At 69.3% G+C, this 19,414-nt stretch carries 23 protein-coding genes; 12 read left to right on the plus strand and 11 right to left on the minus strand.

Annotation, left to right across the window (positions count from 1 at the left end; all coding sequences use genetic code 11):
- Window position 1: 1 nt before the first annotated feature.
- Both HCN51_RS51955 and HCN51_RS51960 read right to left on the minus strand, forming a co-directional pair.
- Window positions 2–163: a hypothetical protein gene (locus HCN51_RS51955; RefSeq protein WP_168020656.1), complete on the minus strand. Its 162-nt coding sequence runs from the start codon at window positions 161–163 to the stop codon at window positions 2–4.
- 42 nt (window positions 164–205) lie between these two features.
- The gene (locus tag HCN51_RS51960) at window positions 206–1,351 is read right to left on the minus strand and encodes an acyl-CoA dehydrogenase family protein (RefSeq protein WP_168020658.1); all 1,146 of its coding nucleotides are present in this window, start codon (window positions 1,349–1,351) and stop codon (window positions 206–208) included.
- Window positions 1,352–1,689: 338 nt separating this feature from the next.
- Between HCN51_RS51960 and HCN51_RS51965 the strand changes: the two genes are divergently transcribed.
- From HCN51_RS51965 to HCN51_RS51990, 6 genes are all read left to right on the plus strand, one after another.
- The gene (locus tag HCN51_RS51965) at window positions 1,690–2,895 is read left to right on the plus strand and encodes a hypothetical protein (protein WP_206068920.1); all 1,206 of its coding nucleotides are present in this window, start codon (window positions 1,690–1,692) and stop codon (window positions 2,893–2,895) included.
- The gene (locus tag HCN51_RS51970) at window positions 2,895–3,692 is read left to right on the plus strand and encodes a class F sortase (RefSeq protein ID WP_168020662.1); all 798 of its coding nucleotides are present in this window, start codon (window positions 2,895–2,897) and stop codon (window positions 3,690–3,692) included. Before HCN51_RS51965 ends, HCN51_RS51970 begins: the two co-directional genes overlap by 1 nt.
- A 560-nt stretch (window positions 3,693–4,252) precedes the next feature.
- Window positions 4,253–5,176 (plus strand): hypothetical protein, encoded by a 924-nt coding sequence (locus HCN51_RS51975; RefSeq protein WP_168020664.1) that lies wholly within the window; start codon window positions 4,253–4,255, stop codon window positions 5,174–5,176.
- Window positions 5,177–5,182: 6 nt separating this feature from the next.
- Window positions 5,183–5,947: a class F sortase gene (locus tag HCN51_RS62805; protein ID WP_080043273.1), complete on the plus strand. Its 765-nt coding sequence runs from the start codon at window positions 5,183–5,185 to the stop codon at window positions 5,945–5,947.
- A 14-nt stretch (window positions 5,948–5,961) separates the two neighbouring features.
- The gene (locus HCN51_RS51985) at window positions 5,962–6,702 is read left to right on the plus strand and encodes a hypothetical protein (RefSeq protein WP_168020666.1); all 741 of its coding nucleotides are present in this window, start codon (window positions 5,962–5,964) and stop codon (window positions 6,700–6,702) included.
- 57 nt (window positions 6,703–6,759) lie between these two features.
- Entirely contained in the window at window positions 6,760–7,905 is a 1,146-nt protein-coding gene (locus tag HCN51_RS51990) for an acetyl-CoA C-acetyltransferase (RefSeq protein WP_168020668.1), read from the plus strand.
- Between the two features lie 368 nt (window positions 7,906–8,273).
- Here HCN51_RS51990 and HCN51_RS51995 read toward each other — a convergent pair whose 3' ends face one another.
- From HCN51_RS51995 to HCN51_RS52010, 4 genes are all read right to left on the minus strand, one after another.
- Window positions 8,274–9,020 carry a S1 RNA-binding domain-containing protein gene (locus HCN51_RS51995; protein ID WP_168020670.1) on the minus strand — a complete coding sequence of 249 codons (747 nt, stop codon included), beginning with the start codon at window positions 9,018–9,020 and terminating at the stop codon, window positions 8,274–8,276.
- A gap of 55 nt (window positions 9,021–9,075) precedes the next feature.
- Window positions 9,076–9,360: a hypothetical protein gene (locus tag HCN51_RS52000; RefSeq protein ID WP_168020672.1), complete on the minus strand. Its 285-nt coding sequence runs from the start codon at window positions 9,358–9,360 to the stop codon at window positions 9,076–9,078.
- Between the two features lie 28 nt (window positions 9,361–9,388).
- Window positions 9,389–9,793, minus strand: a complete 405-nt coding sequence (locus HCN51_RS52005; RefSeq protein ID WP_168020674.1) for a hypothetical protein — start codon at window positions 9,791–9,793, stop codon at window positions 9,389–9,391.
- 87 nt (window positions 9,794–9,880) lie between these two features.
- A complete protein-coding gene (locus tag HCN51_RS52010) occupies window positions 9,881–10,096 on the minus strand; it encodes a DUF397 domain-containing protein (protein WP_168020676.1) in 216 nt (71 codons plus the stop codon).
- 145 nt (window positions 10,097–10,241) lie between these two features.
- Between HCN51_RS52010 and HCN51_RS52015 the strand changes: the two genes are divergently transcribed.
- The 3 genes from HCN51_RS52015 to HCN51_RS52025 are packed head-to-tail and all read left to right on the plus strand — an operon-like array spanning window position 10,242 to window position 11,801.
- Complete coding sequence (locus tag HCN51_RS52015) at window positions 10,242–10,784, plus strand: UTRA domain-containing protein (protein WP_168020678.1); 543 nt, start codon at window positions 10,242–10,244, stop codon at window positions 10,782–10,784.
- 1 nt (window position 10,785) lies between these two features.
- Entirely contained in the window at window positions 10,786–11,517 is a 732-nt protein-coding gene (locus HCN51_RS52020; protein ID WP_168020680.1) for a GntR family transcriptional regulator, read from the plus strand.
- Between the two features lie 41 nt (window positions 11,518–11,558).
- Window positions 11,559–11,801 (plus strand): hypothetical protein, encoded by a 243-nt coding sequence (locus HCN51_RS52025; protein ID WP_168020682.1) that lies wholly within the window; start codon window positions 11,559–11,561, stop codon window positions 11,799–11,801.
- On the opposite strand, the gene HCN51_RS52030 is transcribed toward HCN51_RS52025, so the two are convergent.
- Window positions 11,802–12,155, minus strand: coding sequence for a MerR family transcriptional regulator (locus tag HCN51_RS52030; protein ID WP_168020684.1), 354 nt, complete (start codon window positions 12,153–12,155; stop codon window positions 11,802–11,804). It abuts the gene before it with no gap.
- Between the two features lie 17 nt (window positions 12,156–12,172).
- Here HCN51_RS52030 and HCN51_RS52035 point away from each other — a divergent pair, with 17 nt between their 5' ends.
- Window positions 12,173–12,892, plus strand: coding sequence for an MFS transporter (locus HCN51_RS52035; protein WP_346434119.1), 720 nt, complete (start codon window positions 12,173–12,175; stop codon window positions 12,890–12,892).
- 46 nt (window positions 12,893–12,938) lie between these two features.
- Here the strand turns inward: HCN51_RS52035 and HCN51_RS52040 are convergent, their stop codons facing one another.
- From HCN51_RS52040 to HCN51_RS52055, 4 genes are all read right to left on the minus strand, one after another.
- Window positions 12,939–13,499, minus strand: coding sequence for a hypothetical protein (locus HCN51_RS52040; RefSeq protein WP_168020686.1), 561 nt, complete (start codon window positions 13,497–13,499; stop codon window positions 12,939–12,941).
- Complete coding sequence (locus HCN51_RS52045) at window positions 13,496–14,047, minus strand: sigma-70 family RNA polymerase sigma factor (RefSeq protein WP_168020688.1); 552 nt, start codon at window positions 14,045–14,047, stop codon at window positions 13,496–13,498. The genes HCN51_RS52040 and HCN51_RS52045 overlap by 4 nt, the downstream gene beginning before the upstream one ends.
- Window positions 14,048–14,126: 79 nt before the next feature.
- Complete coding sequence (locus tag HCN51_RS52050) at window positions 14,127–15,578, minus strand: serine hydrolase domain-containing protein (protein WP_346434120.1); 1,452 nt, start codon at window positions 15,576–15,578, stop codon at window positions 14,127–14,129.
- 70 nt (window positions 15,579–15,648) lie between these two features.
- Window positions 15,649–16,110 carry an Lrp/AsnC family transcriptional regulator gene (locus HCN51_RS52055; RefSeq protein WP_080043268.1) on the minus strand — a complete coding sequence of 154 codons (462 nt, stop codon included), beginning with the start codon at window positions 16,108–16,110 and terminating at the stop codon, window positions 15,649–15,651.
- An 80-nt stretch (window positions 16,111–16,190) separates the two neighbouring features.
- Between HCN51_RS52055 and HCN51_RS52060 the strand changes: the two genes are divergently transcribed.
- Window positions 16,191–17,414, plus strand: a complete 1,224-nt coding sequence (locus tag HCN51_RS52060; RefSeq protein ID WP_168020690.1) for an APC family permease — start codon at window positions 16,191–16,193, stop codon at window positions 17,412–17,414.
- Between the two features lie 67 nt (window positions 17,415–17,481).
- The gene (locus HCN51_RS52065) at window positions 17,482–19,353 is read left to right on the plus strand and encodes an acyl-CoA dehydrogenase family protein (RefSeq protein WP_168020692.1); all 1,872 of its coding nucleotides are present in this window, start codon (window positions 17,482–17,484) and stop codon (window positions 19,351–19,353) included.
- Window positions 19,354–19,414: the final 61 nt, after the last annotated feature.

Below are 19,414 nucleotides of genomic sequence, written 5' to 3' on the forward strand. Positions count from 1 at the left end.
GCTAGATCTTGGTCTGGCCCCAGAGCAGCAGCATGACGATGACGAAGACGATCACCACACCGGCGTAGCCGACCGGCCCGAGGCGGATCGCCCGGCGGACGCGGTTGAGCAGCCAGGCGAACAGCAACGCCAGGAAAATCAGGAGGATCAGGCCGCCGTCCATATCGTCCAGTATGCGGCCCGATCCGGCCCCGCGGGCGGGTTGTCAGAAACCGAACGACCTGCCGATGATCTCCTTCATGATCTCGGTGGTGCCGCCGTAGATCGTCTGGACGCGGCTGTCGAGCCACGCCTTGGCCACGGGGTACTCGGTCATGTAGCCGTACCCGCCGTGCAGTTGCAGGCAGCGGTCGATCACCTTGGTCTGCAGCTCGGTCGTCCACCATTTCGCCTTGGCGGCGTCCACGGCGGTCAGCTCGCCGGCGTTGAGGGCGCGGATGCACTTGTCGACGTAGTGGCGGGCGATGTCGGTCTCGGTGGCCAGCTCCGCCAGGACGAAGCGGGTGTTCTGGAACGAGCCGATGTTCCGGCCGAACGCCTGACGAGTCTTGCAGTACTCGATGGTCTGCTCCAGCACCGTCTCCGCCGCGGCGACGGCCGCCACGGCGATCGACAGGCGCTCCTGGGGGAGGTTGTGCATGAGCTGGAAGAAGCCCTCGCCGTCCTTGGGGCCGAGGCGGTTGGCGAGGGGGACGCGTACGTGGTCGAAGAAGAGCTCGGCCGTGTCCTGCGCCTTCATGCCGACCTTGTCCAGGTTCCGGCCCCGCGCGAAGCCTTCCATGCCCCGCTCCACCACGACCAGCGTGGTGCCCCTGGCGCCCGCCTCGGGGTCGGTCTTGGCCACGACGACCACGAGATCGGCGTTGATGCCGTTCGTGATGAACGTCTTCTGGCCGTTGAGCACGTAGTGGTCGCCATCGCGGATCGCGGTGGTCCTGATGCCCTGAAGGTCGCTGCCGGCACCGGGCTCGCTCATGGCGATCGCCGTGATCAGCTCACCGGCCGCGAAGCCGGGCAGCCAGCGCTGCTTCTGCTCGTCGTTGGTGAGATCCACGACGTACGGGGCCATGACGTCGTTGTGCAACGAGAAGCCGAGGCCGGTGGCGCCGTGCCTGATGATCTCCTCGACGACCACGGCGTTGAACCGGAAGTCCTTCACCCCCGCGCCGCCGTACTCCTCCGGCACGGAGAAGCCGAACATGCCCAGCTCGCCGGCCTTCTTCCAGACCTCACGCGGGACGATCCCGTCCTTCTCCCACTGGGCGTGGTGCGGGACGACCTCGCGGGTCATGAAGTCGCGCACGGTCTCCTGGAAGAGGAGGTGCTCGTCGTCGAAGAGGTCTCGCTGCATCAGTCGCCTCCGCTTGCAGAATGCAATTCTGTTACCGGTAGGTATACCCGGTGGGGGAGGCTGGGGACACGGGTTCATCACAAGTGCCGGGAGAAGCGATTTTCGGCATGTGTTGTGGGTGTTTCGACTCTAAGATCTACCCTCGGTCTGGTATGTGGGGGATCGGAGTCTCCGTGAGACGGTGGCACAGAGCGTTATTCGCTGCATCCTTGGGAATGGCGGCCTCAGCTGGGTTGGTCGTGACATCCTCGATCCCCGGCCAGGCGGCGACGTCGCTCGTGATCAAATACCGATGCACAGGGGGCATCGCCGGTACCGGCGTGGATCTGGAAGCGCGCATGACGCCGCAGGTCACGGCTGGGCGGATGGACGTGCGCTGGGACATGTCCTACAAGAGCCTGCAACGATTCGGCTCGCCGGGCTTCTTCCCGGAGGGCTCCATCCTGAGCCTTGAGGGCGTGGTGAAAGCCAGCGGCGCCTGGAACGGCCAGCTCGAACCTCGCGGCGACAAGACTCAAGGACAACTCGTCCCGGGAACCTACCTGGACCTGCCTGAAGGGTTGACCGACGGCGCGGCGCTCGACCGTTCGGGCACGATCCGCTTCGAGCCCGCCGGGCTGAGCCTCAAGTTCACGCCCGCCGAGGGCGACGTGAAGGTCAACAGCGACGACTCCACAGACATCCAGTACACCGGGTCGTGGCAGTGGGACTACACCGCGGCCAAGTATGACGACTACCAGAAGGACATCCGCTGGACCGAGGGCCTGGACGCTACTGCCAAGCTGGCGTTCCTCGGCACCAAGGTGTCCTACATCGGCCGGCGCGAGCAGGACCTCAGCAAGATCAGGGTGAAGATCGACGGGCAGGAGGTCACCTCGGGCCTGGTCGAGCCTGGCAAGGACAGCAGCGGCAACCCCATGACGGGCACCAAGAGCCAGGAAGTGCTCTGGACGTCGCCGCAGCTCGACTACGGGCCGCACACCATCGAGATCATCAACACCGAGAGCAAGCGCGCCTACCTCGACGCCTTCCAGGTGTTCATCAGCGACGTGCCCGAGCCGCCCGAGCACGACAAGGCGACCTGCACCATGCAGAACGACCCGGGCGCCATCGACGTCACCGTTCCCGGCGGTACCACGACGCCGACGGACGACCCCACGAACACGAACTCCCCGGACCCCTCGAACACCAACACCGACGATCCGAACAACCCCAACCCGAACAACCCGGATCCGGACGACGACAACGACGTCGATTCGCACGCCACCGTAGGCGGTGACTTCGTCAGGGTGGTGACGCCGACCACCACGACCACCGCCACGACGACCGTCACCCCGAGAAGCACCGGCCCCACCGCGACCAAGTACTACCGCGCCCAGGTGGCCAACACCCCGAGCGGCGGCGTGGAGACGGGTGTCGCCCCTGACGAGGACAGGCCGCCGTACAGCCTGATGGCCGGCGGGATGGCGCTGGTGATGGGGACCGCCGGTGGCGGGTTGCTGCTACGGCGGCGCAGGGCCGAGCATGCGGGAGGAGCGCAGTGATGGAGGAGCCGCAGCAGAGGACGCCGATGCAGCGGGCGCTGCCCGGGCTGCTCATCGCCGGCTCGCTCGGCGGCGTCGGGCTGGTCATGGTGAGCCTGCTCTCGCTGGCGCCCCCGGTGGACGACGGCTCGGGCGCGGGGGTGCCGCTCGCCGCGCCGCAGAACGGGCCGTCGACGGTCGAGATGGCGAACGCGGGCGCGTTCGTCCTGCCTCCGACCGTCGGCCCGGGCGGCAAGGACGTGCCCCTGACCCCGGCCCGCCTGGACGCCCCGCCCCCGCTGGCGGCCGTGCCGGTGGTGCCGGCGATCCCCAAGGCCAAGCCCAAGGCCGGCAAGGCGGCGCCCCGGCCGACCCGGATCAAGATCCCCAAGATCAAGGTGAACGCGCCCATCGGCTCGGTCACCGTCAACAAGAAGGGCGTGCTCGGCACGCCTCCGCTGAGCAAGCCCAACCAGACCGGCTGGTACAAGCTCTCACCGGTGCCCGGCGAGCTCGGCCCTGCCGTCATCAACGGCCACGTGAGCACCCGGTCCGGCCCCGCCGTCTTCGATCGGCTGCGGGAGCTGGCCAAGGGCGACCAGATCTACGTGTATCGGTCGGACGGGAAGGTCACCCGGTTCACCGTCAGCGGGATCGAGCAGGCGAGCAAGAACTCGTTCCCGACGAAGCGGGTGTACGGCAACACCAGCAACTCTCAGCTCAGGCTCATCACTTGCGGCGGGGTCTATAACAAGACGACCCATCACTACACGGACAACATCGTCGTGTACGCAACGTTGTCGAAGAAGAAGGGCTGAGGGGAAAGTTGGGGTGGATTTGGCGGTTTACGGGAAGTTGACAGGGACAGTTCGTAGGATCTCAACCTAACCGTGACCAACGGCTGGAATTCTGGCACGACTGTTGACACTGGCTTCGAAACGGAGAAGGACCCGTGCTTATGTCCCAGGTGAGGCTTCGCCTTGCCCACATGGCGTCTGCGTTGGGGCTCGCAAGTGCGCTTGTCCTCCTTGTTTGCTCGGTGTTCGCTCTGTCGTCGCCGGCGCAGGCTGCCGACAAGACGATGCAGGTCACCTACGCCTGCACAGGAGGTTCGCTTCAGCCTGGCAACGTCATTGTCACAGTCGCGGCCCCTGAGACTGTGGCGCCCAGTGGGACAGCTTCCGTCAAGTGGACCTTCCCGCCTATCAGGACCACGGCGGCTTTGACTGCTCAAACTACGGTCACGACGACCGGAGGCGACCTGACGGTTCAAGGAGGGACCCCTCAAGGGGGGACGTCGAACCCGCTCAAGGGCAATGGCAGTGGTTCCGTCATCGCTGGTGGGGTCACATCCGGACAGAACTTCACACCGCCGGAGATGACGGCGATGGTCAATGTGACCGCCACCACGGGCGGCAACCTGAACCTGACACCGGTGACGACCCCCAACACAACGCTGCTGTCCATCAAGATCGGTAGCGCGACGACCAACTGCACCTACGTGTCAGCAGTGCCCGCCACCGGCGGCATCACGATTCCGGTGCAGACAGGTGGTGGCAATGGCGGCGGCACCGACGGAGACGATGTCGTCCTCTACGACTGCGACGTCACCGACCCCGCCAACACCGACACCAACTACCCCGCTGACATCTACGTGAAGGTCGCCCTGTCGACCCCCACCGCCACGGTCAACACCGACGCCACGCTCACCTGGACAGGCACCATCCAGAGCACCGGCGACCCGCTGGTCATCCCCAGCGGCTTCCCGACGACGGGCGCCAAGGTCTTCGTCACGGTCAAGGCGACCGGCGCCGGTGTCCCCACCGCGCCGAGCGGCGAGGCGACCCTCAGCAACGTAACGGTCGGTGCGACTCTCGCAGCGCTGCCCAACGTCACGCTCAAGGTCAAGCCCACCACGACGGGCACTGTGTCGCTGACCGCAGGCGATCTCGCCTTCGGCACCACCGGCTCGCTCTTGCTGAAGTGCGCCGCTCCGACGACCGGGCTCAAGACGTACAGCTTCACGGTGGCCAGCGCCACGAGCACGTCGACCAGCAGCAACAGTCCCAGCCCGACGACCACCAGCCCCCGCCCTACCACCACCCGCACCTCGACGGTGACGATCACCCCGTCCAGGAGCACCACCACCAGGAAGTCCACGACCCCGAAGGCGGGTGCGGACACCGGTGCCGGTGGCACGATGGGGCCTGACGGGCGGCTGTTCATCCTGACGGGCACGGCCTTGGTGGGAGCAGCAGCCGTGGGTGGGTTGGTCATGCGACGCCGTTCGATCAAGGGCTGAGGCGACGTGTCGGGCTACTATCCGTACGGCGGCCAAGCGCCCACCCCGCAACCGCCCCAGGACAAGGGCAGCACGGCACTGAGGGCGGTGCTGATCACGGCCGCGATAGCGGGCGTGGTGACGGTGGTGGCGGGTCTGCTGATCGTGCTGAAGTCTCCCGAGGAGTACGGCCTGCAGAGCAGCAGCAGGGACACGTTGAATCTGCAGGCGCAGCCGAAGCAGAGTGGTCAGCCGGAGCAGGCGTGGTTCCAGGCGCCGGCGAACGTGCCGCCGCCGCTGCCGCAGATCACCCCGGCGCCCCCCATGCTGCCTTCGACGCCGATCAGGCTGGTCGTGAAGCGGCTGGGGATCAACGCGCCGATCAAGTCGGTGGGTTTGCGGAAGGACGGCACGATCGAGGTGCCGCCGTCGAACAACGCGAACCTGGTCGGCTGGTACCGGAACATGTCCACCCCGGGTGAGGCGGGCCCGGCGGTGCTGCTCGGCCACAAGGACACCCGGACGACGGCCGCCGTCTTCGCCCGCTTGCCGGAGCTGAAGAACGGCGACACCATCGAGGTCAAGCGCCAGGACAAGACGACCGCGGTGTTCACCGTCGGCGGGGTGGAGCAGGCGGACAAGAAGACCTTCCCGACGCAGCGCGTGTACGGGGAGCAGCAGAACGCCCAGCTGCACCTCATCACCTGCGGTGGCACCTACGATCGGACCACCGGGCACTACACCGACAACGTCATCGTGTACGCGACGATGACGAGCTCTTACAGAAGCTGAGCGCGGAGGCGGGCATGGGCTGGTTGGCGAAGCGGAGACTGCGTACTGGCCCCACGGCGGCGCTGCCCGCCAAACCGGACCCCGGCGAGCTGCTGCGGCTGGTGCAGCTCGCCGATCCGAACGCCAGGCGGGACGGCGACGACATCGTGGCGGTGGACGTCCGCGTGTGCGCTCCGGTGGAGGCGGACAAGGATCTGACGGGCGGCGAGCTGGAGCGGGTGTGGGCGGTCCGGGTGGCCGCCGAGGGGCCGCTGCCGCTCGACTTCTTCGACCGTTACCTGGCGGAGGGGCTGGCGTTCCGGCTGGGCGGGCTCGCGGTGTGCCGGGGCGAGGTGAGCGATCCGGCCGACGACGGGGCTGAGAGCGGGCCCGCCGTGATCCTGCCGGTACGCCCGTCCGCCGAGGAGCTGGCACCCTTGTTGCAGCAGGACGAGGAGGACGAGTTCCTGTTCACGGCCGGGGAGGTCAAGGCGGCGCTGGTGCCGCAGAAGGGGCAGCCGCCGGCCGTACAGGAGCTGCTGCCTTTCGCGACCGAGCTGACGGCGGTCGAGCTGCGGGGCGACGATCCGCTGAAGCTGGGCGCGCTGGCGCTGGAGCTGTCGGAGGCGCTGAACGGGATCCCCGTGGATCGGTGGCGCTTCCGTATCGACGCGCCGGAAGATCTTGTGGCCCCGGCCAAGGAGGAGACCGAGGAGGAGGCCGGGAAGGAGGCCGAGGAGGAGCTCGTAGCCCCCACGGAACCTGCGCCCGAATGACGTTCTGTTGTACGCTGCCCTTAGTAACCGAATAATGCTCGGTTTCCAGGAGGCACTGTGGCAGAGGCGTACATCGTCGGGGCGGTCCGCACCCCGGTCGGCAAGAAGAAGGGCGGCCTGTCCACCGTCCACCCCACTGACCTGGCCGCTCACACGCTGAAGGCGCTGATCGACCGCACCGGCGTCGACCCCGAGGCGGTCGAGGACGTCATCATGGGGTGCGTCATGCAGTTCGGCCCCCAGAGCATGGACATCGCGAGAAATGCCTGGCTGTCGGCGGGTCTGCCCGAGACCACCGCCGGCGTCACGATCGACCGGCAGTGCGGCTCCTCGCAGCAGTCGATCCACTTCGCCGCGCAGGGCGTCATGTCCGGCACCCAGGACCTCGTGGTGGCCGCCGGCGTCGAGTCGATGAGCATCGTGCCCATGGGCTCCTCGATCACGGCCGCCCTGGAGAAGGGCATGCCGTTCCCGTTCGGTGACAAGTGGGTGGAACGGTACGGCAGGCAGGAGATCTCGCAGTTCCGCGGCGCGGAGCTGATGTGCGAGAAGTGGGGCTACACGCGCGAGGTGCTGGAGCAGTACGCGTTCGAGTCGCACCAGCGCGCCGCCAAGGCCATCGCGAACGGCTACTTCAAGGACCAGATCGCCCCCATCAACGGCGTCGAGGACGACGAGGGCCCGCGCGCCGACACGACGCTGGAGAAGATGGCCGGCCTCAAGACCCTCAAGGAGGGCGGCCAGATCACCGCCGCCACCTCCTCGCAGATCTCCGACGGTTCCGGCGCCGTGCTGATCGCCTCCGAGCAGGCCGTACGCGACCACGGCCTCACCCCGCGGGCCCGCATCCACCAGCTCGCGCTCATGGGCGACGACCCCGTCTACATGCTGACCGCGCCGATCCCCGCCACGCAGCGGGCACTGAAGAAGGCCGGCATGTCGATCGGCGACATCGACGTGGTCGAGATCAACGAGGCGTTCGCGCCGGTGCCGCTGGCCTGGATGCACGAGCTCGACGCCGACCCCGCCAAGGTCAACCCCAACGGCGGCGCCATCGCCCTCGGCCACCCCCTGGGCGGCACGGGCGCGATCCTGATGACCAAGCTCCTGCACGAGCTGGAGCGCACCGGCGGCCGGTACGGCCTCCAGACGATGTGCGAGGGCGGCGGCCAGGCCAACGTCACCATCATCGAACGGCTCTGAGGAAGGCGCGAGCGCCGCCCCGGGCGTAACAGGGGGGCGGCGCTCGCCTAACTACCATCCCGGTAGTTGCTTCATCTGCCCTTGGACGGGATGCGGCGCGGCGGCGCGATCGGCCGCTGCGGCATCTTGGGCATCGGCCGCACGACCGGCATGCCGGGGCGGCCCTTCTTGTTGCTGGCGCGGATGAACATACAACGCTCCTCTACGTAATTCGGGGACGCGGCTCCGCACAGGGTGGGCCGCTCGGCGAGCTCGGCTGCGTGCCGCGTCACATGTCTGGACGGGGGACAGGGCTTCGCGTTCGCGAATTACAGGTAAAGGCGCATGTCCAAGAGGCTATGGGGGCGCTGGGTGAGGGTGCAACCGAATTAATCGCCAGGTGCGAGGAGCAGGCGGCGCCGCTCCCGCTCCAGGCCGACGATGACGACCTGGACGATGTCACCAGGCCGGCCGGCGGCCTCGCGGACCAACCCCTCCATGCCGTCCGCGACCCTGACGAACACCCCGAACGGGACGACCTTGGTGACCGTGCCCGACAGCCTTTGCCCGACCTCGGCCCGCTCGGCGAACATCTGGAACGGATCCGGCTGCAGAGCGCGCAGGGAGAGCCTGGCCTCGCCGTTGTAGGTGTCGAAGGCGAGCACCTCGCCACGGACCCGCTGCCCGACCTGGACGACGTCGGTGACCTGCTCGAAGCGGGTCCAGGACAGCTCAGGGATCGACACGAACCCGACGCCGGGGTAGGTGGGATGCGGCGGCCCCTCATCCAGGGTGACGAACACGCCGAAGCTCCGCACGTCAGCGACGCGTCCGGTGAGCACGTCCCCCGCCCGCAGTTTCTTCAGGAACGCCCAGAGCTCGGGATGCTCCGTCGCCGCCAAGGACAGCCAGATCCGCCCCTTGGCCTCATCGACGGAGACGACCTCAGCGGTGACGCGCCGCCCGGCCCTGACCGCATCGGCCCGGTTGCCGCTCCAAGGGAAGTCCCTGATGTACGCGGGCGTCGAGGCGAGGTCCCCATCGAGCCGTACCCGCGGCCCGTCCTCTACGACCGTTCCCGAGACGACGGCGGCCAGCAGCTCGCGAAGAGGGACGGGCGGAGGCAGTCCGCCCATCCGTGAAGGACCCATGCGGACAGACTCGCATGTGACTCGTCTGGGATGCCAAGCCCTATCTGGCGCGCCCGCTCAGGAGGTCGTCCCACAACCGCTGTCCCTCCGGCATACGCACCCACGGGCTCTCCCGGACCTGGTCGCCGGCGGAGGTCCGGCGCGTGCGGCGAATGTGGCTCAGTCCGCCCGCCACGCACAGCTCGTACCTGGTCGGCTCTCGATCGCAGGTGTGGGCCCGCACGCGGATGGAAACGGCCCTGCCCTCGGGCTCGCGCCAGTCGATCCGCGTGCAGCCCTTGTCGGGCGGGTCCGGGTGCGGGCCGTGAAAGTCCTCGATGCACATGCCGGTCTCCGATCGCAGGTCGAGCCTGTCAGCGGGTGGGGCGGCGTACCGGGCAGGGGTGGGAGACGTGCCGGTTCGGGCAGCAGATCACGCCGATCGTGACGAACCGGCCGCCCTGCAGCCATTCGCCCCACTGCACGTCCACACCCCGGGACAGCAGGTCGACGGCGGTCTCCAGCCGCTCCTCCAGCGGCACCCGCTCGGGAAGCAGTAGCACCCCGCGCGCCTTGCCGTACTCGGCGGCCATCCACCCGGCCGCCTGGCCGGGGTTGTCGAAGGTACGGGCGATCCGCGACGCGGGCTTGGCCAGCCAGTCACCCGTCCGCATGGGCGGCACCAGCGAGGAGGGAAAGCCGGGCGAGGCCGGTCGGCGCTCGGCCTCGTTGCCCCGGTCGGCTCCGGGGCCGGTCCATTGGTAGGCGTGCCAATGCATGGTCGGGCGCTCCCGTAGGGTTCTGGTGGGGTGGCGGCCCCTGCTTGCTTGGATCAGGCAGGGGCCGCCGTCCTATCGGGGTGACACTCAGACGATGGCGAGCCCGGCGGCGCGCAGCTCGTCACCGGTGAAGCGGAGGGTCCCGGCGTCGGGGTTCTTCGAGTCACGCACGGCGTAGGCGTCCGTCAGGCCGGGGATCGCGGCGATCAGGACGCAGCTCTCGCCGTCCTCATTCTGCTGGTTGCCGCCGCACAGCCTGGTGAACGGCACCTCGCCGAGGTCGCTGCCGTACAGATCGGTCATCTTGCTCCTCCTTCGAGCTTCGCGAGCGTGTATGACGCACACCGTACTGCCATATTCAAATGGCAGCAAGGTTTCCGAGTCGCACACCTTACTGGCATACGAGTAAGGTGATGAAGTAGGACGAGTCGTCCGGAGGGGATGGGACGTGCGACCGTCAGGTTGGAGCAACACCTCGGCGCCCTATATCCGGCCGCGCCGCGACGGGGAGCCCGATGCGTGGACCGAGGAAGCCGCACAGGGCGGGCGTGTGGGTACGAACGAACTGCGCGAAGTCGGTGAAATCCCAGCTCCGCCGGGCATCGCCCGTGACCTTAACCTCGAGGACGAGCAGCAGGTCGTGGTACGTCGCCGCATCGTATTGCTCGACGGCACGCCGATCGAACTTGCCGACTCCTACTACCCGGTCTCCATCGCGGGCGGCACGCCCCTCGCGCATCCGGGCAAGATCCGTGGCGGTGCGGTGAAGCTGCTCGCCGAGCTGGGTTATCGGGCGTACAAGGTCGAGGAGACGGTGAGTGCCAGACCGGCCACGACGGACGAGCGGGACCTGCTCAAGCTCGATGCGACGGACTGGGTTCTGGAGCTTCGCCGCGTCACCCGGGACCGCGCCGGAACTCCGTACGAGAGCACCGTGATGACGATGGTCGCCAGTGGGCGTGAGCTGCGCTACGAGTACGAGGAAGGCTGACATGGCCAGACGCGTCGACAGCCGCCCTCGGCATCAGCAGGTGGCGGCGGACCTGCGGGCTCAGATCATGTCCGGGGTTCTGCCCGCAGGTGCGCAGTTGCCCTCCACGCCGCAGCTCGCGGAGCAGTACGGGTGTGCGCCCGCCACCATCCAGGGAGCGATGAAGCTTCTCAAGGAGGAGCGTTTCCTGGAGGGGCAGCCTGGCAGAGGCGTCTTCGTGCGGCAGCGGCAGCCGTTCACCGTCACCGCGACGGCGTACAAGACTCCCGCGCCTGGTGGTTACAGTTACGATCTCCTGCACGTGAACGAGGTGGAGCCGCCGGTGGATATCGCGCAGGCGCTCGACCTCGATGAGGGTGAGCAGTGTGTGGAGCGGCATCGCGTTCTGCTGCACGACGGTGATCCCATCGAGCTCTCGTGGTCGTACTACCCTCTGGACATCGCTTCGGGATCGCCCCTCGCCAGGCGTGCGAAGATCAAGGGTGGTGCTCCCAAGGTGCTCGCTGATCTGGGGTTTCCTCAGCGGACCTTTGAAGATCGGGTTTCTGTGCGGCAACCGCGTACCGAAGAGGTCGTGATGCTGGACCTGCCGGCGGACGTACCGGTCATCCGGCAGTTTCGTGTGATCCGCAGCGACGACGGGCGGCCTGTTGAGGCTTCGGTTCTGATCAAGGGCGGCCATTTGTTCGAGGTGCTGTATCAGCAGCCGGCCCAGCCTGAGACCGGCGACTAGCGACAGGGAGAGGTGTCCTCACGTTCACCCACGAGGTCCGCATGCTGTCCGAGGATGATGGATGGTCCGTGTTCATCCCCGGGCTGCCGATCGCGGCCGATGGCCCGACCGTCCATGAGGCCGTTACCGAGCTGATCGCCGCGTTGCGGGAGTATGCCGACGACTGGCACGACCACTTGCTCGATGCCCCGAACCATCGGGAGAGCCGGGAGCTGGTGCGGTTGGTCGGTCTCAGTGATGACGATGAGCTGCGTGAGTGGCTGATGAAAGACAAGGCTCGGTGATTACCCGCGTGCGGCCGAGATGACCAGGTCCAGGGCCTGGCGGGATTCGTGGAGGTCGCGCATCGCCTGGTCGATGCGGTCGCGTTCCGCGCGGAGCTGTCCCACCACGTCCGGGCAGGTGGGGGCGAGGCGTTCGCCGTCCGCTTCCAAGCAGGGCAGGACGGTGGCGATCGTCGAGGTGCTCAGGCCGGCCGCCAAGAGGCAGCGGATGCGGCGGACGGTTTCCACGTGGGCCTCCGTGTACGAGCGGTAGCCGCTCGGCAGGCGGGACGGGTTGAGCAGGCCCTGTTCCTCGTAGTAGCGCAGGAGTCGTTCGCTCACGCCCGTGCGCCGGACCAATTCGCCGATGCGCATCCCAGCCACCCCTCGGCGTGCTGCTGGGGGAGGATGCGGGGTGGCGGACACCGTTCGCGGTGCTGGCGGGGCTGGCGCTGGCCGTGACCGGGGTGCTCGCCGCCGTGCTGCCCCGGCAGGAGGCGCCCGCGACGAGCGTGCGGGACGAGGTGGCCGCCGTGCTGGGGCGGCGGGTGCTGGTGGTGATCGCCACTACGGCGTTCGGGCTGGCGGCGACCTCGACCGTGTTCACCTACCTGGCGCCGGCGCTGACCGAGATCACCGGGTTCGGGGCCACGGCGGTGTCGACGCTGTTGCTCGTCCACGGGGTGGGCAGCCTGGCCGGAGGGCTGGTCGCGGGGCGGCTGGCCGATCGGTCGCTGGGGGCCACCGTGCGGGGGACGTTCGCCGGGCTCGCCGTCGTGCTGGCGATCTTTCCGTTCGCGGTGCCGCGGGGCTGGTCGGCGGTCCCCGCCGTGCTGGTGCTCGGGATGTTGACGTCGGCGACCACGCCGGTGCTGCAGAGCCTGGTGTTGCGGCATGCCGGGCGGGCGCCCACCCTGGCGGTGTCGGTGAACGTGTGCGCGTTCAACATCGGGATCGCGGCGGGATCGGCCCTGGGGGGTGGGCTGGTCGCGGTGGACGGCGGGCTGCGGTGGCTCGGGCTGGTCGGCGCGGCGCTGAGCCTCGGTGCTCTGGTGATCAGTTATGCCGCCGTTCCTAGGAGCCACGATTCCTTGACGAGCGTCCCCGCCTGAAGCGTCCCGCCCGGGCCTATGACCAGGCCCGGACGGGACGGAACCGTCAGCCGACCTGCGTCGGGTCGTGCTCAGGCACGCACGGCTTGACGGAGCCCTCGATCACCTCCGCCTTGAGCTGCGACTTGTAAGGCCCGTCCGGGTTCTCGGTGAACTCCAGCAGCACCGTCTGCCCCTTGCCGACCTGCCGGGGGTCGATGACGAACGCCTTGTTCGCCGGCCGGGCGACCTTGTAGTGCACGGACTCGCGCCACTCCTCAGGGGTGTCGTATCCGCCGCCGACGAGCGCGCCCCGACCGTCCTGGCACTTGGTGTACGGCTTGAGGTAGGTGACGTCGGCGGTCACGCCGAGGTCCTTGAGGTCCTGCTCGAGCTGGTCGGAGTCCCTGAACTCCTTGAGCTCCACCGTGAGGGTGCCGTTGGGGTTCTTGCTGACCGCGTACGCCGGCTCCGGCCCGCTCAGCAGCGGCACCGCGACCGCCGCCACGGCCGCGAGCCCGGCCACCGCCGCCCCCGCGAGCAGGCGGCGGCCGATGCGGCGACTACGGTCGTTGCGCGCGGTCATCTCGGCTTTGAGGTCCATCAGCAACTGCTCCTCGAATCTCATCGTGGATTTCCTTCCATGACGAAGGGCAGGTCGCGCAGCGCTTTCCGAGCGCGGTGCAGCCGCACCATGGCGGTCCCCGGCCGGATCCCGAGCGCCATCGCCGCCTCCGACGGCGTGAGCTGCTCCAGGACGACCAGCTCCAGGACGGCGCGTTCCCCGTCGGGTAATCCGGCCATGGCCTCGAAGGCCGCTCTGGCGGGCTGCTCCGCGTCTATCTGTTCCTCCAGCCGGGACACGTCGTCACTGTCGAGCGGACGCCGCCCGCTCACGCGGTACGTGAGCTGGGACTCCCGCAGCGCCCGCCGCCGCTCCGACGACAGCGTGTTGCGTGCGACGCCGTACAACCAGGCGATCTCGCTGCCCTTGCCGGGGCGGTAGGTGTGCGCCGAGTCGAACACCGCGAGGAACACGTCGGCCGCCAGGTCGGCGACCGTGTGCGGGTCGTCGACCCGGCGGGACAGGAACCGCGTGACAGCGTCGATGTGCCGCCGGTAGAAGGCTTCGAACGCCACGGGGTCGGTGGCGAGCTTCCCCCGTCTGAGACGCACCGGCCTTGCTCCCTTCGTCGATCTACACCCGTACTTGGTGAGAACCGGCCGAAGGCTTACAAAGCCACGAAGCGGTGGGTCACACCGGTTGCCGTCGGAGGGCGTCACCACGGCGTTCAGCCGCACGACGATGGCGGCGGTTCGCGCGCCTTGTGAGGTTACGCAGGGCACCAAGCCGGGCGATGGTCACCCCCAGGCCGGCGAGCGCCGCCGCCAGCACCGTGACGGACAGCGGCGCCGGGAAGTAGGTGAGCTGCGCCCAGGTGACCGTCCGGCCGTTCATCAGCACGGACACCAGATCCGGGTAGCAGGCCAGCACCGCGACCGGCACCAGGGCGGGGACCATGCGCGGCGCGATCCGCCACCACGGGCGCCCCGACCGCCGGGCGGCCCAGCGCCGCGCCCGCACCCCGCCCAGGACGCCCAGCCCGGCCGCGAGCAGCGCGAGCGCGGCCAGCACCGCCTCGAAGAGCTGCCGGTCGCTGCCCAGCGCCTCCGGCTGCCGGCCCTCGCTGAGCGCGGTGAGCCCGCGCATGATGTCGTACGTCGGGTCGTACAGGCTCGCGCTGTTGGCCATCACCGCGAACCCGTAGCCGGTCTTGGGCGAGACGGCCTCGACGGCGTTGTAGGTGAACAGGTTCCCGGAGTGCACGAGCTGACCGCCGTCCTCGATGCCCCACCCCATTCCGTACGGGCGGATCTTCGACGGCTGGTGCATGGTCTCCAGGCTCTCCCGCTTGACCAGCGGCCGGCCGTCGCCCGACTGCGTGATGAGCCATTTGCCCATGTCAGCGGCGGTGGTGACGACCCCGCCGGAGCCGCCGCCGTCGAGGAAGCCGTCCAGCTCGGGGCGGGGCAGCCAGGCCCCGAAGAGGGAGTTGTAGCCGTCGGCGGGCCGCACGACCTGCGCGGAGACGGCGCTGGTGGTCATGCCGAGCGGCCCGAACACCTTGTCCCGCAGGTAGTCGCCGAACGGCCGGCCGCTCGCCACCTCCACCAGCCGCGCCGCCAGGTCGTAGTTGACGTTGCAGTACTCGTAGCGGGTGCCGGGGTCGGCGGCGAGCCGGGAGCCGGCGAGGCGGGCGGTGTAGTGGGCCAGCGAGGTGGCCTCCTCGGTGGCGGCGATGTCCACGGTGGTGTCGGACAGGCCGGAGGTCTGGTTGAGCAGCTGCCGTACGGTGATCCGGGCCGCGCGCGGGTCGGCCATCGCGAAGCCGGGCAGTTGCGCGGCCACGGGGGAGTCCAGCTCGATCTTGCCCCGCTCGACCAGCGTCATGACGGCCATGGCGGTGAACGACTTGCTCACCGAGGCCACCCGCATGGGGGTGTCCTCGGTGACGGGGCGTCCTTCGGAGTCGTGCCCGTACCCGGCCGCGTGCACCACCTTGCCGCCGTGCGTCACGACCACGGACAGGCCCGGCACCCCGGTGGCCTCCATGGCGTCCTGGAGGTAGGCGTCGATGGCGGCAGGCGAGAGGGAGGGGGCCGAGGTGGGGGAGACGGCGAGGGCGAGGGCCAGAAGGAGTTTCACGAGGAAGAACCTAGGAAAGCGACCCCACTCCGCGGATCCGCCGACCGTCAGGGATCACCCCTGACGAAAGTCAGGCGTCCTCCAGCCGGGTCGGCACCGCCTTCTGCACCTGCTGGAACACCACCGACGTGCGGAACCCGACGATCTCCTTGCGCTTGCTCAGGTGGTCGAGCAGGAACGCGTGCAGGTGGTCGAGGTCCTGCACGCCCACGTGCAGGAGGAAGTCGTCACCGCCCGCGAGCACGAACACGCTCATCACCTCGGGCATCTCGGCCGCCGACGCCTTGAACGCGTTGATCACCGCCCGGCTGAGCGGTCGCACCTGCACCGACACCATGGCCTGCACGCCCCGGTTGAGCGCGGCCGGGTCGATGTCGGCGTGGTAGCCGCGGATCACGCCGCGCCGGGTCAGCGACCTGACCCGCTCCAGGCAGGTGGAGGGGGCGATGCCGAGCTGTCTGGCCAGCTCGCGGTTGGACTGCCGAGCATCCGTTTGGAGCAGCCGTATGATCGCCGAATCAAGTTCGTCCATGGGGCAAGGTTTCCATGCTTTCCGGCCGAACGTTCGGCCAGCACCCGGAGACGCCGAATGGACGGGCTACTTTCGGCCCCATGAATGGACATATGGGGGTACGGCACGGCACGGCGTTGCTCGTCGGCGCTGTGCTCGGGCCGGGCATGCTGGTGCTGCCGCACCTGGCCGCCGCCGCGGCCGGGCCCGCGTCGGTGCTGGCGTGGGCGGGGATGCTGGCGCTGAGCGTGCCGGTGGCGCTGACGTTCGCCGCGCTCGGCGCGCGTTACCCGGGCGGCGGGGGCGTGGCCGCGGTCGTCGGCCTGGCGTTCGGCCGGCACGCCGCCGCCGTGACCGGCTGGTGGTTCTACGGCGCCGTGCCGATCGGCACCGTCGCCGGCGCGCTGGTCGGCGGCCAGTACGTCGAAGCCTGCCTGGGCGTGAACGCCACCGTGGCCGCGTGCCTGATCCTGGCCGCCGCCTTCGCCGCGAACGCAGCCGGGCTGCGCACGTCCGGCGGGCTGCAGATCGGCTTCGTCGCCCTCCTCGTCGCGCTGCTGGCCACCGCCGTGATCACCGCCGCGCCGCACGCCGACCCTGCCAGCTTCACCCCCTTCGCCCCGTACGGCCCGGCGGGCGTGGCCGGCGCGGCCGGGGTGCTCATGTTCGCCTTCGTGGGCTGGGAGGCGGCCAGCCACCTGTCGGCCGAGTTCGCCGACCGGCGCGGCCTGCTGCGCGCCACCGTGGTCACGCTCGCCGTGATCGGCGTGCTGTACGCGGGCGTCTCCGTCACCTCGGTCGCCGTGCTCGGCGCGGACATGTCGGCCGTGCCTCTCACCGACATGCTGCAGCTCGGCCTCGGCCCGGCGGCCCGGCCGGTGACCGGGGTGGTGGCGGTGCTGCTGACGTTCGGCGCGGTCAACACCTACATCGCGGGGGCTTCCAGGCTCGGTGCGGCGCTGGCGGCGGACGGGGCGCTGCCGCGCTGGTTCGCCAGGGGCGGGGCGCCGGGGCGCACGCCGTACCGGAGTCTCGGGCTGGTGCTGGTGCTCAGCGTGCCCGTCCTGGTGGCGGCGGTGGACCTGGACGTGCTGATGCGGGCGACCTCGGCGTGCCTGGCGGCGGTCACGTCGGCGGGGGTGGCGGCGGCGGTGCGGATGTTGCCGCGGGGCCGCCACCGGACCGTGGCCGTCGTGGGCACCGGGATGTCGCTGCTGGGGCTGGCGTTCTGCGGGGTGTACCTGCTGGTCCCGGCCGTGCTGGGCGCGGTGGCGATCGCCGCACTCCACGTCAAGCCTCGCCGTTCCTACAAAATCGGGCTATAAACGGCGACAGGGCGCCGTCAGGCGGGCAGTACCCATGAGCACAGGCGGCGCGACGTCCGGAGGTGCCATGACCCAGCACGCCAAGTACGCGGAGTCCCGGCAGGTCGGCGAGCAGGCGCGGGAGAAGGAGTGGGCCCGCCCGAGCTTCGCCAAGCAGCTCTTCCTCGGCGACTTCCGGATGGACCTGGTGCATCCGGCGCCCGTGCCGCCCGCCGAGGCGGCCAAGAAGGGCGAGGAGTTCGTCAGGGCGGTGCGCCGCTTCCTCGACGCGCGGGTGGACCCGGCGCTCATCGAGCGGACCGCGCAGATCCCGGACGACGTGGTCAAGGGCCTGGCGGAGCTGGGCGCGTTCGGAATCACGATCAAGGAGGAGTACGGCGGGCTCGGCCTGCCGTACCTGTACTACTGCCGCGCCCTGACGCTCGTCGGCTCGTACTGCCCGGCGCTGGCCACGCTGCTGTCGGCGCACCAGTCGATCGGGGTGCCGCAGCCGCTCAAGCTGTTCGGCACCGAGGAGCAGAAGCGGGAGTTCCTGCCCAGGTGCGCGGCCGGGGAGATCTCGGCGTTCCTGCTGACCGAGCCGGACGTCGGCTCCGACCCGGCGCGGCTGGCCACCACCGCCGTGCGCGACGGCGACGAGTACGTGCTCGACGGCGTCAAGCTGTGGACCACGAACGGCGTCATCGCCGACCTCCTCGTCGTCATGGCCAGGACCGGCAAGAAGATCAGCGCGTTCGTCGTCGAGGCCGACACGCCGGGCATCACGGTCAAGCGACGCAACACGTTCATGGGGCTGCGCGGCATCGAGAACGGCGTGACCGAGTTCTCCCAGGTCAGGGTGCCCGTCCGGAACCTCATCGGCAAGGAGGGCGAGGGGCTGCGGATCGCGCTCACCACGCTCAACACCGGCCGCCTCTCGCTGCCCGCCACCTGCGCCGGCAGCTCCAAGTGGGCCGTCAAGATCGCCCGCGAGTGGGGCAACGAGCGCGTGCAGTGGGGGCGCAAGGTCGGGCAGCACGAGGCCGTGGCCACCAAGATCGCTTTCATCGTGGCCACCGCGTACGCCGTCGAGGCCGTCTGCGAGCTGACCGCCCGCCTGGCCGACGACCGGCGCAACGACATCAGGATCGAGGCCGCGCTGGCCAAGTTGTTCGCCTCCGAGTTGTCGTACAAGGTGCTCGACGAGCTGGTCCAGGTGCGCGGCGGGCGCGGCTACGAGACCGCCGAGTCGCTGGCCGCCAGGGGCGAGCGCGGCGTGCCCGCCGAGCAGATGCTGCGCGACTCCCGCATCAACCGCATCTTCGAGGGCTCCTCCGAGATCATGCGGCTGGCGATCACGCGCGAGGCGGTGGACGCGCACCTGTCCGTCGCCGGCGAGCTGATCAACCCGGACGCCAGCCGCCAGGAGCGCGCCCAGGCCCTGCGCCGGGCCAGCGGCTTCTACGCCAAGTGGCTGCCCACGCTGGTGGCCGGCACCGGCAACCTGCCCACCGCGTACGCCGCCTTCGGCCCCCTGGCCGGGCACCTGCGGTTCGTGGAGCGGACCAGCAGGAAGCTGGCCAGGTCCACCTTCTACGGCATGTCCCGCTGGCAGGGCGGGCTGGAGCACAAGCAGTCGTTCCTCGGCCGGATCGTCGACATCGGGGCCGAGCTGTACGCCATGACCGCCGCCTGCCTCAAGGCCGAGGAGGACTCCAAGGACCTGGGGCGCCGGCCGTACGAGCTGGCCGACACCTTCTGCCGGCAGTCCAGGAACCGGGTGGACGCGCTGTTCGACCGCCTGTGGGACAACAGCGACAGCCACGACGTCCGGGTGGCCGGCTACGTGCTCGACGGCCGCTACACCTTCGTCGAGGAGGGCATCCTCGATCCGTCCATCGACGGCCCGTGGATCGGCACGCCGGAGGGCGGGGAGAACGTCCGCCGCAAGATTCCCTGACATCCGGTCTAGACCGGTTGTGCGCTCATCGCCGCCTGGATGTTGTCAAACCGAGACAGGC

Origin of the sequence: Nonomuraea composti, from assembly GCF_012034275.1 — a bacterium.
Taxonomy (GTDB): domain Bacteria; phylum Actinomycetota; class Actinomycetes; order Streptosporangiales; family Streptosporangiaceae; genus Nonomuraea; species Nonomuraea composti.